13 protein-coding genes are annotated in these 15,803 nt (G+C 64.4%); 2 read left to right on the top strand and 11 right to left on the bottom strand.

The window, feature by feature from the left end; all coding sequences use genetic code 11:
• Positions 1–14: 14 nt before the first annotated feature.
• From BA190_RS32680 to BA190_RS32630, 11 genes are all read right to left on the bottom strand, one after another.
• Entirely contained in the window at positions 15–1,139 is a 1,125-nt protein-coding gene (locus BA190_RS32680; protein WP_068298501.1) for a mandelate racemase/muconate lactonizing enzyme family protein, read from the bottom strand.
• Positions 1,140–1,183: 44 nt separating this feature from the next.
• Positions 1,184–2,125 carry an alpha/beta hydrolase gene (locus BA190_RS32675; RefSeq protein WP_068298497.1) on the bottom strand — a complete coding sequence of 314 codons (942 nt, stop codon included), beginning with the start codon at positions 2,123–2,125 and terminating at the stop codon, positions 1,184–1,186.
• A 169-nt stretch (positions 2,126–2,294) separates the two neighbouring features.
• Complete coding sequence (locus tag BA190_RS32670) at positions 2,295–3,191, bottom strand: glycine betaine ABC transporter substrate-binding protein (protein ID WP_156771800.1); 897 nt, start codon at positions 3,189–3,191, stop codon at positions 2,295–2,297.
• A gap of 90 nt (positions 3,192–3,281) precedes the next feature.
• On the bottom strand, positions 3,282–4,187 hold the full coding sequence (locus BA190_RS32665; RefSeq protein WP_068298495.1) for a glycine betaine ABC transporter substrate-binding protein: 906 nt from the start codon (positions 4,185–4,187) through the stop codon (positions 3,282–3,284).
• Between the two features lie 31 nt (positions 4,188–4,218).
• Positions 4,219–4,980, bottom strand: a complete 762-nt coding sequence (locus BA190_RS32660) for an ABC transporter permease (protein ID WP_305773780.1) — start codon at positions 4,978–4,980, stop codon at positions 4,219–4,221.
• The gene (locus BA190_RS32655; protein WP_068298494.1) at positions 4,977–6,095 is read right to left on the bottom strand and encodes an ABC transporter ATP-binding protein; all 1,119 of its coding nucleotides are present in this window, start codon (positions 6,093–6,095) and stop codon (positions 4,977–4,979) included. Before BA190_RS32655 ends, BA190_RS32660 begins: the two co-directional genes overlap by 4 nt.
• Positions 6,092–6,754 (bottom strand): ABC transporter permease, encoded by a 663-nt coding sequence (locus BA190_RS32650; protein ID WP_068298559.1) that lies wholly within the window; start codon positions 6,752–6,754, stop codon positions 6,092–6,094. The genes BA190_RS32655 and BA190_RS32650 overlap by 4 nt, the downstream gene beginning before the upstream one ends.
• Positions 6,755–6,813: 59 nt before the next feature.
• Complete coding sequence (locus BA190_RS32645) at positions 6,814–7,494, bottom strand: isochorismatase family protein (protein WP_068298491.1); 681 nt, start codon at positions 7,492–7,494, stop codon at positions 6,814–6,816.
• Position 7,495: 1 nt separating this feature from the next.
• Complete coding sequence (locus tag BA190_RS32640; RefSeq protein ID WP_068298488.1) at positions 7,496–8,800, bottom strand: Xaa-Pro peptidase family protein; 1,305 nt, start codon at positions 8,798–8,800, stop codon at positions 7,496–7,498.
• 109 nt (positions 8,801–8,909) lie between these two features.
• The gene (locus tag BA190_RS32635) at positions 8,910–9,911 is read right to left on the bottom strand and encodes a GlxA family transcriptional regulator (protein WP_068298555.1); all 1,002 of its coding nucleotides are present in this window, start codon (positions 9,909–9,911) and stop codon (positions 8,910–8,912) included.
• A gap of 48 nt (positions 9,912–9,959) precedes the next feature.
• On the bottom strand, positions 9,960–11,495 hold the full coding sequence (locus tag BA190_RS32630; protein WP_068298485.1) for a trimethylamine methyltransferase family protein: 1,536 nt from the start codon (positions 11,493–11,495) through the stop codon (positions 9,960–9,962).
• Between the two features lie 179 nt (positions 11,496–11,674).
• Here BA190_RS32630 and BA190_RS32625 point away from each other — a divergent pair, with 179 nt between their 5' ends.
• Both BA190_RS32625 and BA190_RS32620 read left to right on the top strand, forming a co-directional pair.
• A complete protein-coding gene (locus BA190_RS32625) occupies positions 11,675–12,562 on the top strand; it encodes a LysR substrate-binding domain-containing protein (protein ID WP_068298482.1) in 888 nt (295 codons plus the stop codon).
• 405 nt (positions 12,563–12,967) lie between these two features.
• Positions 12,968–15,388 (top strand): FAD-dependent oxidoreductase, encoded by a 2,421-nt coding sequence (locus BA190_RS32620; protein WP_068298478.1) that lies wholly within the window; start codon positions 12,968–12,970, stop codon positions 15,386–15,388.
• Positions 15,389–15,803: the final 415 nt, after the last annotated feature.

Below are 15,803 nucleotides of genomic sequence, written 5' to 3'. Positions count from 1 at the left end.
ACGATCAGGCTGCCTTACGCCGCCTGTGCAAATCGTTTCTCGCCGTCCCCGACCAGATCCCCGTCGAGCTCGAAGCCGAGGCCGGGAGCCTGGAGAGCCTCGATCCAGCCCTGCTTCGGATCGAGGTCGGGGGAAGCCACGATGTCCTTTTGCACCAGCTGCCACATGATCTGGTTGCCGTCGTCGAGATTGGGGATGGCAAGCGCGATGTGGTGCTCGGCACAAGTGGTGATGCCGGTGGTGAAGGAACTGTGGATGCAGATCTTCAGCCCCGCCGCCTCGGCGACCGCCGCCGCCTTCAGCATGGGCTGGATGCCGCCGATCTCGCGCGGCCCGATGCAGATCATGTCGGCGGCGCGCTGGCGGCAGATCTCATGGACGTCGTAGAGCGTGAAGGCCGCCTGGTCGGCGACGATCGGAATGCCGACGGCTTCGCGCACATGCGCCATGGCCGGGATGCTCCAGCTCACGGTCGGCTGCTCGATGAACTCGATCTCGAATTTCTCGAGCTTGCGGCACATGTTGATCGCGTCATGTACGCTCCAGCCTTCATTGGCATCGAGCCGCAGGCGGGCATCGCCGATCTCGCGGCGCACCGCCGCGGTGATTTCGAGGTCAAGCTTCTCGCCCCGGCCGACCTTCAAATAGAAGACACGCTCGCCGCGCTCCCGGCCGGCCGCGGCATCGCGCGCCAGTTCCTCGGCGGTCTCCCCCTGCAGGAAATAGAAATAGCCGATGGCCGGGCGATGGGCGCCGCCGAGGAGACGATGGACCGGCAGGCCGGCAAGCTTGCCCTGCAGGTCCCACATTGCCATGTCTACGCCCGAAAACATCTGGTTGGCGGCGCGCATGATGTTGGCGCCATGGCCAAGATATTCCTGGTGGAAGATGCGCGCGATCAGCGGCGCGACGTCATAGGGGGACTGGCCGACCAGATGCCTCGTCAGCCGCCTGAGGATCGCCGCCGTCCCGGCCTGGTCCGGTGCCACGGTGCATTCGCCGATGCCGACCATCCCGTTGTCGGCCTCGATCTCGACCAGATTGACGGCGAAATTCTCCCTGATGCCGTAGGACCAGTGATAGGGCTGCTTGAGGGGCAGCACCAGCGGCCTGACGCGCACCTGCGAGATCTTGACCATATTGCTCGTTCCTTCCTGATATCGATGCGGTGGCGTTGCCTGGCCTAAGCGCGCGCGCCAGTTGCAAGCGTCGAGAGAGCCTGGGTGATGCGGTCCATCGCCGCCCTGGCCCGGGATGACATCCCTCGGGCTCTCAGAAAACTGTGCGGCAGGCCCCTCTCCTCGTGCCAGGAGGCGGGGACGCCCTCGGCGCGCAGCCGGCTGCAATAGACCTCGCCATCGGAAGAAAGCGGGTCGCATTGGGCCGTAAAGACGAAGGTCGGCGGCAGGTGGCCGAAGCTGGGGCTGGCAAGCGGCGTGAAGCGCGGATCGGCGCTGCAATCGAGGCCGCCGGTGCGCACATCGCGATAATAGAGGACGTCGCGGGTGGTCAGCAGGGGCGCCTCGGCATGGGTCAGATAGGAGCCCTTGTCGACATCTGCCCCCAGCAGGGGATAGATCAGCGCCTGCCCGATCGGTCGCCGCCCCTCTCTGCCCACATGATCCGCCAAGCATGCGGCGAGATTGCCGCCGGCGGAATCGCCCGCCAGCGCAACCGGGCGCTCGAGGCCGGCCGTCACCCAGCCATAGGCGGCAATGGCATCGTCCAGCGCTGCCGTTCCCCCATGTTCGGGCGCCAGGCGATAATCGACCGAGACAACCGTCAGGCCTGTCGCCGCGCAGAACTCGGCGCAGACGTCGTCATGGCTGTCGAGGCCTCCCAGCACGAAGCCGCCGCCATGGAAATAGAGGATCGTCGCACGATCATTGCCGCCTTCCACCGAATAGATCCGGATCGGAATGGCATGGCTCAGCGTCTCCACAGCCGTGGTCTCGACGGCAATACCTGAGGGACGACCGGCATGAAAGGCCTGCGACATCCGGTCATAGACCTCCCGGTTGCGCTCGATCGGCCAGTCGACCGCTTCAGGCGGATAGAAGGCATTCGTCCGGTTGATGAAGCCCCAGGTTTCGGCGTCTATCAGTCGAGTGTAGTCCGGCTTCATTATCGGGTACCGCGGGCAGGGTTGAGGTGAGGTCCATCGGCAGTTCGGTCGCCATTGCGAGCGCAGCGAAGCAATCCAGAGGTTATAAACACTGCGTCTGAAGCCCTGGTTGCTTCGCTACGCTCGCAAGGATGGTCATTCATCGTTCAAGTCCAGGTGCCAGCCAAGATCAAAGCAATCCCGCCTGCTTGAGGTAGGCCTTGGCAACATCCTCGATCGCCTTCTTGTGGACGTCGACCTCACCGTTCAGCGCCTGCATGGTAGCGTCGTCCAGCTTGGCCGAGAGCGCTTCGAGCGTTGCTTTCAGGTCCGGATGGGCATCGAGCGCGGCCTGCCTGACGACCGGGACGAGTGCATAATTCGGGAAGAAGCCCTTGTCGTCCTTGAGCAGGGTCAGCTTCATGGCGGCGATGCGCCCGTCGGTGGCACCCACTGTGGCGACGTCGATGTCGCCCGCCGCGAGGGCGTTATAGACGAGCCCGATCTCCATCGGCCGAAGATTGGCGCGCCCGGCCTTGAAACCATATTTCTTCTCCAGGCCGATCAGGCCGTCCTCGCGCTTGGGAAACTCCGCCGTGGCCCCGAGCAGGACCGGCTTGCCGTCTGTGTAGGCGGCTGCGAGATCGGAAAAGGTCTTGAGGCCGTCCGTCTTGGCATTGCCCGGCCGGATCGCCAGGGCATAGGTGTTGTTCGCCTTGGAGGGGGCGAGCCAGACCAGTCCCTTGGCGCCATCCAGTTCCTTGACCCTGGCATAGGTCGCTTCGGGTGAGAGCGGTTCCGTCACCTTGTTGAAGGTCACCAGCGAGGTGCCCGTATATTCCCAGTAGAGATCGACCTGTCCGTTCTCCAGGGCGGCACGCACGATGTTGGTGCCCATACCGTCCTTCTTGTTGATGGTATAGCCCTTGCTCTCCAGCAATTGCCGGGTCATTTCGGCGAGCAGGAACTGCTCGGTGAAATCCTTGCCGCCGACCGTGAGCGAGGCGGCAAAGGCCGGCGTGGACAACACGAAGGAGGCCGCGACGCACAGGGCGGCGATCGCGCGCTTGGGCAGAATGCTGATCATGGTCTCTCTCCTGCCGGCCGCCTTCAGGCGGCACGGGCGCGAAACTTCGGGAAGAAGGGGGTCAGCCCCGTCAGGGCCGACCCATCGGGCTCACTTCAGGCCGTTCTGCTTGAGGAAATCGGCCGCGACCACCTCGACCGTCTTCTTGTCGACATCGACCTCGCCGTTGAGCTTCTGCATGGTGGCGTCGTCGAGCTTGGCCGAGAGCGCCTCGAGGGTCGGCTTCAGGTCGGGATGGGCGTCGAGCACCGTCTTTCGCACCACCGGCGTCAGGGCGTAGTTGGGAAAGAAGCTCTTGTCGTCTGCGAGCACGCGCAGCCCCAGTGCCGCGATCTGGCCGTCCGTCGCCTGAGCTGAGATGACGTCGAGATCCTTGTTGGCCAGGGCCCGATAGGCCAGACCGAGATCCATCGGCTTGACGTTGGCGCGGCCGGCCTCGAAATCATAGGTCTTCTGCAGGCCGAGCAACCCATCCTGGCGCTTGGGGAATTCGGCGGTGGTGCCCATCATCAACGCCGTTCCGGCCTTGTAGGCAGCCGCCATGTCGGAGACCGTCTTCAGCCCGTCCGTCTTCGGATTGTCCTTGCGCACCACCATGGCATAGGTGTTGTTGGCCTTCGATGGCGCCAGCCAGACCAGCCCCTTCTCGCCGTCGAGCTGCTTGACCCGATCATAGGTCTGCTGCGGCGAGAGCTTGTCCGTCACCTTGTTGAAGGTGACGAGGGAGGTGCCGGTATATTCCCAATAAAGATCGACCTCGCCGTTCTCCAGGGCGGCGCGGACGATCTTGGTCCCCATGCCGTTCTTCTTGTCGATCGTGTAGCCCTTGCTGGTCAAAAGCTGCGTCGTCATCTCGGCGATGATCTGCTGCTCGGTAAAATCCTTGCCGCCGACCGTGAGATTGGCCGCCAGGGCCACGCCACCGGCCGCCGCCAGTACGACAGCCGAAAACACGCCCGAACACACGCTCCTGCCCAGTTTCTTCAGCATTGTCATCGTCTTTCCCTCTGTTGCTTGTTGCCGCCGTTCAGCGCAGCGGATTGATGCCTCGCGGGACGAGGTAATATTGCAGCCGGCCGACCAGGAAATCGGTGAGCACGGCCAGGATCGCGGTGGGAATGGCGCCGGCGAGCATCATCGGCAGTTCGTCGAGGGCGATGCCGGTGAAGATCAATTCGCCGAGGCTGCCGGCCCCGATCAGGAAGGCGAGCGGGGCGGAACCGACGCAGATCGCCAGCGCAGTGCGGATGCCGCCGAAGATGACGAACAGCGCATTGGGCAATTCCACCCGCCACAGGGTCTGCAGCGGTGTCATGCCCATGCCGCGCGCCGCCTCCAGGAGATGGGGCGGAACCGCGCGCAAACCCGCATAGGTATTACGCACGATCGGCAGCAAGGTCGCCGCCCATAGCCCGAACACGGACGGCAGGGTGCCAATGCCGAGCCAGGTCATCGACAAAGCGAGGATGGCGAGCGTCGGGATCGTGCTGCCCAGATTGAAGATCTGCATCACGAATTCGGAGAACCGCCTGAGGGCCGGGCGCGACAGCAGGATGCCCACGGGAACGGCGGTGAGAATGGCAAGCCCGCCCGCCCAGGCCACCAGCTCGATATGCTGCACGCTCAGATAGGTGATGTCGTCCCAATAGCCGAGGATCTCGCCCGCCATGCCGCTCAGCCACAACCACAGACAGATGGCGAGCAGCACCGCCCACATCGCCAGCGGCACCCAGAGGTGCGAACGCCCCCTGCCCTGGCTGGTCGCGATTGTTGCCGCAGGCCCGCTCATCCCGTTTCTCCGGCATGGCTGAGGCTGGCGACGATCGAGCGATAGGTCAGGACGCCCTTGAGCTGCCCGGCCTCGTCCACGCAGGGCAGCACCGGCATGTCCTGTGCGAACATAGAGGCTACCGCGTTGCGCAGGTCCGAATGGAGCGCGGCCGTGGTCTCCACCGGACGCGCATGGTCACCGACTGTTCCGGTCGAAGTCCTGGCGCGGTCGAGCGCGACCAGGCCTTCGGGCTTGCCATCTGCCGCAACCACGATGATGGCGTGCTGGCCGGAAGCCTGCATCTTCTCGAGCGCCAGAGCGATCGGATCCTCGGCCCGCACCGCATCGAACTCCGCAGCCATCGCCTCCCCCGCCGTGACGAGCCGCAGGCGCTTGAGGGCCCGGTCGGAGCCGAGGAAATTCTCGATGAAGGCATTGGCCGGCCTGGCCAGCAGCGCGTCGGGGCTGGCATATTGTTCCAGGCGCCCGCTGCGGAAGATGGCGATCTTGTCGGCCATTTTCACCGCCTCGTCGAGATCGTGCGAGACGAAGATGATGGTCTTGCGGATCGCCTGCTGCATCTTCAGGAATTCGTCCTGGATCACCTCGCGGTTGATCGGGTCGATCGCGCCGAAGGGCTCGTCCATCAACATGACAGGCGGATCGGCGGCAAGCGCACGCAGCACGCCGACGCGCTGCTGCTGGCCGCCGGACAATTCTCGCGGATAGCGGGCAAGGAAAAGATCGGGCTGCATGCCCACCAGTTCGAGCAATTCGCCCGCCCGGGCGCGCGATTTCCGGCGGTCCCAGCCCAGCAGATCGGGCACCACGCAGATGTTCTCGCAGATGGTCTTGTTGGGAAACAGGCCGATCTGCTGGATGACATAGCCGATCGAACGGCGGAGCTGGATCGGATCGGTCGCGCTGGTATCCTTGCCGTCGATATAGACCTTGCCGCTGGTGGGCTGGATCAGGCGGTTGATCATCTTCATGGTCGTGGTCTTGCCGCAGCCCGACGGCCCCAGCAGCACACAGATCTCCCCAGCCGGCAAATCGAGATTGATGTCGTCGACGGCGACGAAGGGCTTGCCCGCGGTTTCGAAGGTCTTGGTGAGATGTTCGAGACGGATCATCGGCTCGCTCCGCCCTTGATGCCCTTGGAAGTCAGCAGCCACTGCACCAGAGCGAGAAGCAGGTCTGCGGCGATCGCCAGAAGAGACACGGCCAAGGCTCCCGTGATCAGCTGCCGCGGATCGGACTGGCTGATGCCGCGCGAGATGAAGGTGCCGAGCCCGCCGGCGCCGATATAGGCGGCGATGGCGGTCACCCCGATATTCATCACCACGGCGGTGCGCACGCCCGCCATGATCACCGGCACGGCCAGGGGGATCTCGACCTGGCGCAGCCGCTGGACCGTGCTCATGCCCATGCCCGTGGCCGCTTCCCTAAGGGCCGGATCGACATTGGCGATGGCGGTATAGGTGTTGCGGATGATCGGAAGCTGCGAATAGAGGATCACGGCGATCACCGCCGGCACATAGCCGATGCCGTGGCCAAGAGGCGAAAGCAGCGGAATCATCAGCCCGAACAGCGCGATGGACGGCACGGTGATCATGATGGAGGCGAGATAGAGCACGGCATCGGCCGCGGTTTTGGACTGGGTGATCGCAATGCCGATCGGTACCGCCGTGGCGATGGCGATGCTCACCGCCACGAAGACGATGGAAATGTGCTCGAGTGCCCTGGCACCGATCACATGGAGATTGTCGGAGATGAAGGTCAGGATTTCCATCATGCCGATGCGCCGCGATCCTCGTCTTGTCTTCGTCGTTCGAACCCGCAAACCATCCCTCACAGTTCCGCGTAGAGACCTGAGGCATTCTCATAGGTGAAACGCAGGGGCACCGAGCCCTGGACCTGCCAGGCCTCGACAGGCCCGCCCGCCATCAGGCGGCAGGCGTCGTCCGTCGACACCACCGCGCCGCCATAGAGCCGGTTCGCCAGGTTGAGGATGGCGGTCTGGTGCATCGCGGTGCTCGCGGTACCGCAGGCATCCTTGACCAGCAGCACGTGGAAGCCGAGGGCCACGGCATCCTTGACCGTCGCATCGACGCAGGCCTCGGTCCACACCCCCGCGATCGCCAGCCATTCGATGCCCTTGCGCTGAAGTTCTTCCGCCGGTGAGGCAACGCCGAACAGGCTGGGTTCCGATTTGAAGATGACTGCCTCCCCTGGAGCCGGCGCCACCTCGGCGCAGATCGCGATGTTGGGATCGTCCTTGTCGCTGAAGGCCGAGCGTCCGTCAGCCTGCATCGGATGGAACGGGCGGCCGGGCGCCGCCGGATCCACGACATAGGCGGCGTGATAGAGCGGCATGCCATGCCGGCGTGCCGCATCCTGCAGGCGGCGCGCCCGCGCCAGGACGCCGGCATAGCCTTCGACCAGATAGCGCGGATCGGCCCGATGCTCCTCCTGGAGATCGATGAAGATGGCCGCCATCTTGCCGGTGTCGATGCGAAGCGTCCGTTTCACGTCAGATCTGTCCTTCCAGGAATTCGTCTTCATAGGGAAAGCGCGACAGCAGCTCCGTGCCGGTCTCGGTGATGAGGATCTCGTCTTCGAGCTTGACGCCTTCGCGCCCGCCCTTCTCGCCGATATAGCTTTCCACCGAGACGACCATGCCCGGCACCAGGTGGCCGTCGCGGCCATAGGTCTCGTAATCGATCGAATGGGCGATGAACGGTGTCTCCCCATGCATGCCCACGCCGTGCATCACCGAGGTGTAGCGCTGGTCGACGAAGCGCTCCGGGATCTTCCAGGCCTTCTCGGCGATCTCGCGGAAGGCCATGCCCGGCTTCACGATGCCGATATTGTGCTGCACCTGGTCGTAGGACATGCGGTACAGCATCTTCTGATAGGCCGTGGGCTTGCCCGGACCGCAGCGGAAGGTGCGGGAGAAATCGGAATAGTAGCCGTAGCAGCCGATCGTATCGGTATCGAGGGCCACCAGTTCGCCCGGGCGGATCTTGCGCCCGCTCGCCTCGTTGAACCAGGGATTGGTGCGCTGGCCCGAGCTCAAAAGGCGCGTCTCGATGAATTCGCCGCCCTGCCGGATCACCTCGTGATACATGATGGCGAAGAGCTCGTTCTCCGAAACGCCCGGCTTGATTGCTTCCCGAACCGAGGCAACGGCGGCTTCGGCACCGGCCATCGAGACCTGGAGGCACTTGACCTCCTCCGGTGTCTTGACCGCGCGCACCGCCAGGATCTCGCCCTGGCAATCCCTGACGTCGCAGCCGCGTTTTTGCAGCGCCAACGCCTGCAGATGGCTGCAGCGGTCGAGGCCGAGCTTCATCGACCCGCCGCCATGCGTCTTGAGGAGTTCGGTGATCTCTTCTGCAAAGGGGCCGGCCGTCTCGTCGTCCCGGCCGGAGACCGACGACCAGACGAGCTTGGAGGGGCGGGCCTCGTCGACCGTGTCGAGCACCATCGAGACATGGTAGCTCTGCGGATATTCGAACAGGACGATCGGCCCTTCGGTCGGGATGAAGAAATAGCGCGTGGAATTGCGCAGGAAATAGCCGAACATGTTGCGCGAGCCGGTGGCATAGCGCTGGTTGTAGGGATCGAACAGCACGACCGCGCCATAGCCCGCCTCGGCCATCCATCGCCGCAGCCGGGCAAGACGCCCCTTGCGCAGGGCATCGGCATCGATGAAGGAAGGCTCGGTATCGGAAAGCCACATGCCGCCGGCCGGATCAGCAGCCGCCGGATGGCGCATGCGATCCTTGAAGTCGACATCCTCGACGCGATCCGGATCGAAAACCACAATGCTCATGAACGTTCTCCTGTCCATGAACAGTGGCCAACCCGCGCGCGCATTGTTTGCGCGTTTTCCGCGAAAACTATGCGCGATTCCGCTGGGCAGCCATTTGTCACCCTTCTTGTCATATCCGGGGCACCTCCCCCGAGATCGACTTGCGCTGGCGCACGCCCCGGGGTGCGTAGCCGAAGCTGTCGCGGAAGGCCCGGGAGAAATTGGCCGCATTGTTGAAGCCGCAGGCCAGGGCCACCTCGCCGACCCGCAGGCTCGAATGGGTGAGCAGGTCGGCCGCCCGCCTCAGCCGCAGGCTGCGGTAGTAGTGGCTCGGCGTGACGCCGAGCTCTGAGCGGAAACAACGTTCGAGCTTGTCGGCCGATACGCCGAGGCGCCGCGCCAGCGCATCCATGCGCAGCAGGTCCTCGACACAGTCCTCCATGATCGCCACCGCAGCCAGCACGAGTTCGTCGCCGATCCCGGTGCGCAGGCGCAACGGCATCAACCGCCGGTCCACGCTCGACCGCAACGGGCTGTGCACGAACCATTCGGCGACGCCGGAAGACAGCTCGCTGCCATGGTCGCGGCCGATCATCTCCAGCATCATGTCGAGGCTGCCCACCCCGCCTGCAGCCGTGAAGCGCCGCCGGTCGATCACATAGAGGTCCCGCTTCATGTCGAGGCCCGGGAAGGCCTCGCGAAAGGCCGGCTGGCTGGTCCAATGCAGGGTGCAGGCATGGCCGTCGAGCAACCCGGCCCGGGCCAGCAGGAAGGCCGCGTCGGCGACCGAGCCGAGGTCGGCACCGGCCCTGAGGTTGCGGCGGATCCAGGCCATGGCATCCTCGGCGACCAGATGATCGGCATCGCCGCCCGAGCACACCACGATGCGATCGACGGAAGGCGCGTTCCGGACGCCGAAATCCGGCTCGATGTTGATGCCGTTCGAGGCTCGCACCTTGGCGTCGTCCGGACCGACCGTGATCCAGGAATAGCAGCACCTGCCCGACAGCGTATTGGCGGCGCGCAGCGGCTCGATCACCGAGCTGAACGCCATCAGCGGAAAGCCCGGGAACATCAGCACGGCAAAGCGGATCGTCTCGCCGACCGGCCTTTCGCTCGGCCTCGTCTCCATGGCATCGATCCCTTCCTCGTTCGCATGCCGGGCCTTGCGCGGCATGCCTCAGGGTTCCCCGGCACCGATCTCGGCGCGCCGGCGCGTGATATAGGCCTCGAGTTCCTCGCGAACAGCATCGTCCATCGCGGGTTCCTGGTACTCCCGCAAGGCCTGCTGCCAGAGGCCGGTCGCCCGCTCGAGCGCGTCACGCCCCCCTGCCTCCTGCCAGCTGCCATAGTTCTGCCAATTGGAGAGCATCGGCTGATAGAAGGCGGTTTCGTAGCGCGACATCGTGTGTTCGCTGCCGAAGAAATGCCCGCCGGCCGGCACGGCCTTGATCGCCTCGAAGCCCAGGTCGTCCTCCTCGAAGGGCATGGGCCGCAGGAACTCCATCATGTTCTGGAGGATCTCGACGTCGAGGACGAGCTTTTCATAGGATGCCGTGAGGCCGCCCTCCAGCCAGCCGGCGGCATGATAGATCAGGTTGGCCCCGCCCAGGACAGCGCCCCAGGTCGCCATCTCCGTCTCATAGGCTGCCTGCAGGTCGACGGCGTTGGAAGCATTGGCATTGGAGGTGCGGTAGGGCAGGCCGTAGCGCCGCGCGAGCTGGCCGGCGATGATGTTGGCCTTGGTATTCTCGGGCGTGCCGAAGGCCGGCGCGCCGGAACGCATGTCGACATTGGAGGTGAAGGCACCATACATCACCGGCGTGCCCGGATTGACGAGCTGCGTCAGCACGACGCCGAACAAGGCCTCGGCGTTCTGCTGGCACAGGGCAGCCGCCAAAGTCACCGGCGTCATCGCGCCCATCAGCGTGAAGGGGGTCACCGTCACCGGCTGGCCATGCTCGGCCATGGCCATGAGGCCATCCGCCATGGCGTCGTCGAAGAGGCGCGGCGAGTTGACGGAGATGATGGTGATGACACCGGGCGAGGCGCGCATCTCTTCCAGCGTGATGCCGCGGCCGATCGCCATCATGTTGATGGCGTCCATGGCCCGGCCGCGCCCGATGGCGCTGCAGTGAAAGCTGAGGTCGCTGAGCTGCAGATTGGCCCTGTAGGTATCGAGATGACGCGAATTGGCCGGCAATTCGATCGGCGCGCACACCTGGTTGCCCAGGATGTGGATGGCGTTGAAATAATGCGCCAGGCGGGTGAAGTTCTCATAGTCTGCAAGATTACCCGCTCGTCGGCCGTTGACGCGGTCATGTACGTTGGGCGGCCCGGCCACCAGGCCGAAGACCAGCGCATTGCCGCCGATCTCGAGCTGTTTGTCGGGGTTGCGGCCGGTCAGGGTAAAGCGGCTCGGCGCGGTGCGGAGCGCCTCCTTCACCAGCGTCTCGTCGATGCGGATGGTCTGGCTGTCCCGGTCGACGAGCGCGCCGGCCTTTTCGAACAGATCCATCGCCCGCGTGCTCATCACCCGGATGCCGAGTTCGGAAAGAATGCGCATCGAGCTGCGATGCAGCACCTCCATGCGGTCTTCATCCAACATCTGCATGGGTGAATAGGGGTTCGACACGCGCTGCCAGGGCAGTTGGGGAATGCCCCCGCCCCGTGTGCTTCTCGATCGGCGCCCCCCGCTACGCCTGTCCTGTGTCATGCCCGCTACGCCCACCCTGGTTTATTCATCCGACAACTCGGCATGATAGGTGCGGCGGGACGGGCCTTTCACGCGATTAGTTTGGCGGCATTGCCCAAAAAAATTGATGTCATGGCGAAAAGCGACATTGAATAGGCAGGCGGGGTTGGACTAGCCTCCGGCAAACATCAAGAGCCGCCATGAAGCCCCCTCCTCCGCTCAACTACATCCGCTCGTTCGAATGCTCGGCCCGCCATTTGAGCTTTACCGAGGCGGCCAAGGAACTGGGCTACACCCAGGCCGCCATCAGCACCCATGTGCGGGCGCTGGAACATTATATCGGCCGGCAATTGTTCGTGCGCTACCCGCGCAGCCTGAAGCTGACCGAGATGGGCGAGGCCTTCCTGCCGACGCTTCGGCAGGCGCTCGACCAGATCGATCACGCCACCGAAGCCATCCTTGCCTCCGTCCGCAACCGGACGGTGGTGATTTCCTGCCCGGCGACGCTTGCCACCAACTGGCTCACCGGCTGTATCGCCACCTTCCACGCCAGGCACCCGGACATCGAGGTAGTGCTGCATGGCACGATCTGGGAAGACCCCAGCGAGCCGGCAGCCGATCTCACCATCGCCGCGAGGCGCTTCGACAACAAGCCGCCTGCGGCGATTGCCCTGTGGGACGAGAGCCTTGCCTTGCTTTGCGCGCCGCAATTCCTGTCGGGCCCGAACGCGATCCGCTCCCCCCCCGATATCCTCAAGCAGGGCTGGATCTTCGTCCACAGCCGGCAGGAATATTGGCAATGCATGGGAGCCGCCCTCGGCATCGAGACGTCGGAGCATGAGAAATATCTCAGCACCAACTCCTCCAACATCGCCCTGGAACTGGCGGCGGCCGGCGCGGGTTGCGTGGCCGTGCAGCTTTCGCTCGCCCGCCCCTTTCTGAAGAGAGGGCTCCTGGCCGAACCCTTCAGCGTTCGCCCGCCCAGCCCGTGGGGCTATTATCTTTCCGACAACGCCTCATCCAAGGGTAGCGTGGTGAAAATCGTCAAGGAATGGATCCTGGCCCGCGCCAGGGCGGAGGCAGCCTGATACCAAGTTTGACAATACCGATACGCCGAAGGCGGGGAGGCCTGGGATCGCCGGCATCCTGCCGGCTCTTGGACACGGGCCGTTGGAGGTAAGGAAGAGCCGGCAGGATGCCGGCGATCCCAGGAAGAGGCGATCTCAACGCCGCTTGCTCTGACGCTATCCTCCGATAGACTTCCCCGATCCGATCCTAGGCCTGACAGGTTCGACAACAAGCGAAGATCGCGAGGCCAATGACCTCGTTTTATTTGGTCATTCTCGATCGAATACCGAGTTTTTGCCTGGAAGGCCGCCTACCCGCCCAGCCCGCCGCTGCCTAGATTTGGGCGGTCAGGCAAATGCCCCGCCGCGGATCTTCCGATGGCAACCGGCCTTCGCCGGACGGTTGTTCATCGGGAAGTACGTTCCATGCGTAGCCATGCCCAGGCCGTCGTCATCGGCGGCGGTTTGATCGGTTGCTCGATCCTCTATCACCTCGCCAAGCTCGGCTGGACCGATGTCGTCCTGCTGGAACGGGACGAACTCACTTCGGGATCGACCTGGCATGCGGCCGCCAACATTCACGGCCTGCACGACTCCACCAATATCAGCCGCCTGCAGCACTACACCATGGCACTCTACAAGGAGCTCGAGGCCGAAACCGGCCAGGGCTGCGGCATCTTCCAGCCCGGCTCCCTCTATCTGGCCCAGACCGAAGAGCGCGAGCACCAGTTGCGGCTGCAGGAAGCCAAGGCCCGCCGCTATGGCATGAACTTCTACGAGGTCTCGCGCAACGAGGCCGAAAAACTGCATCCGCTTGTCGATTTCTCCGGCATACGCTGCATCATGTTCGAGCCCGAGGGCGGCAATGTCGATCCGTCGGGCGTGACGGCCGCCTATGCCACCGGGGCACGCCAGCGCGGCGCCGAAATCCACCGCTTCACGCCAGTGACGGGCACCGAGGCCCAGCCCGACGGCAGTTGGATCGTGCGCACGCCAAAAGGCGACATCCGCACGCAATGGGTCGTCAATGCCGCGGGCCTGTGGGCCCGCGAGGTGGCGGCCATGGCCGGGCTGACGCTACCGCTGATGCCGACCGAGCATCAGTATTTCGTCACGCAAACCATCCCCGAGATCGCCGCGCTCGATCGGCGCCTGCCCTCTGTCGCGGATCGCGACGGCGAATATTACCTGCGCCAGGAGGGCTTGGGCTTGCTGGTCGGCGCCTATGAGCGCGACATGCGGTTCTGGGCCGAGGACGGCACGCCCGCCAATTTCGGCCATGAGTTGTTTCCCGACGATCTCGCCCGCATCGAAGACAACATGATGCGGGCGATCGAACGCGTGCCGGTGCTCGGCTCGACCGGCATCCGGCGGGTGATCAACGGCCCGATGATCTGGTCACCCGACAGCGCCGTTCTGTTCGGCCCTGTGCCGGAAATGAAGAATTATTTCTGCTGCAACGGCATCATTCCCGGCTTCTCCCAGTCGGGCGGCATGGGCAAGCTCGCCGCAGAATGGATGATCGAGGGCGAGCCCTCGCTCGACATGTTCGCCTGGGATCTCGCCCGCTTCGGTGACTGGGCCGACAAGGCCTTCACCAAGGCCCGGGTGCGCGATCAATACGGCCATCGCTTCAAGATCCACTTTCCCAATGAGGAGCGCAGCGCCGGCCGGCCTGTGCGCACGCGCCCCGCTTATGCCATGCAGCAGGACATGGGAGCCGTCTTCGGCCTGAATTTCGGCTGGGAGCATCCGCTTTGGTTCGCCGCCGACGGCGAGCCACGGGAGGAGACCGCCGGTTTCGCGCGCCAGAACTGGTGGGAGCCGGTGGGACGGGAAGCCCGCATGCTGCGCGAGCATGCCGGCATCATCGACATCTCCAATTTCGCCAAATATGAGGTCACTGGCCCGGGTGCCCAGGCCTGGCTCGATGCTTTGTTCGCCAATCGCATGCCGGACCGGACCGGCCAGATCCGCCTCACCCCCCTGATCGGCCGGCGAGGCGGCGTTGCCGGCGACTTCACGGTCGCCAAGCTCGCCGATGACAACTACATGGTCTTCGGTTCCGGCATGGCGGAGCGCTATCACCAGCGCTTCTTCAATGCGGTGCCGCTGCCGGAGGGCACGCTGTTTCGCTCGATGACGCAGGCCATGTGCGGCTTCAGCGTCGCCGGCCCAAAGGCGCGGGCGCTCCTGCAAGGCCTGACTTCGGAAGACCTTTCCAACGGCTCCTTCCCCTTCATGCAGGCGCGCCGTCTCAATCTGGCCGGGGTCGAGGTGGTGGCCCTGCGGGTTTCCTTCACCGGCGATCTCGGCTGGGAGCTTCATTGCCAGACCGGTGACCAGGAAGCGCTCTATCGCGCTTTGCTCGCGGCCGGAAAGGGACTCGGTGCCGGCCCTGTCGGTGCGAGGGCGATGGCGTCGCTGCGTATCGAGAAGGGCTATGGCAGCTGGGGGCGGGAATACTCACCCGAATATTGGCCCCAGGAATCCGGCCTCGCCCGCCTGATCAAGCTGGACAAGGGCGAGTTCCTCAATCGCGATGCCTATGCAGCTGTCGCCGGCAATCCGCCGCGCGACCGGCTGATCACGCTGGCCATCGAGGCCGAGGATGCCGACGCAACTGGCGGCGAGCCGGTCTTCCTGCCGGACGGCACCCCGCTCGGACAGGTTTCCTCCGGCAGCTATGGCTATTGGGTCGGCCAGTCATTGGCCCTTGCCTATGTCAAAGCCGATCTGGCTCAACCCGGCGATGTCGTGACGGTGGCCATATTGGGCGCCTCGCGCAAGGCGCGCATCCTCGCCGAGCCTGCCTTCGACCCGCGGGGTGAGCGCTTGAGAAGCTGAAGCCCCGTCCGGTATGGAGTGCGCCTCCTGCCGGCTGTGCGCTATTTCCTTGCAGGCAGGAGCGCGACGGCTGCTTCCGCCGTGAGCAGGCGGAAGGACAGGCTTTCCTGCAAGGAGAGCTGCACCGAGATGACCGAACGGTCAATTCGAAATCCCCGCCCTGCGTCGTCAGCACCAGCCCGCCCTCGATCGCTGGCTCCCTGGATTGGTGGGCATTGCTTCCCGTTCTGTTCGTCGCCTACGCCTTTTCGGCCTGGAACCGAACGCCTTGCCCCTGGATGCCTTGAAGCGGACGATCGAACGGGAAGTGCTTGCCCCTCTTGGCAGCGATGATCTCCCGGGCTGCGATCAAACCGCACAGAAACATACTGAAGTAGTGTCAGCCCGCCCCCAAACGACCCTTTGATTGATTGCG

It is taken from the genome of Labrys sp. WJW, assembly GCF_001676615.1.
In the GTDB taxonomy this organism is placed as follows: Bacteria; Pseudomonadota; Alphaproteobacteria; order Rhizobiales; family Labraceae; genus Labrys; species Labrys sedimenti.
This window is presented reverse-complemented; position numbering and strand designations above follow the sequence as displayed.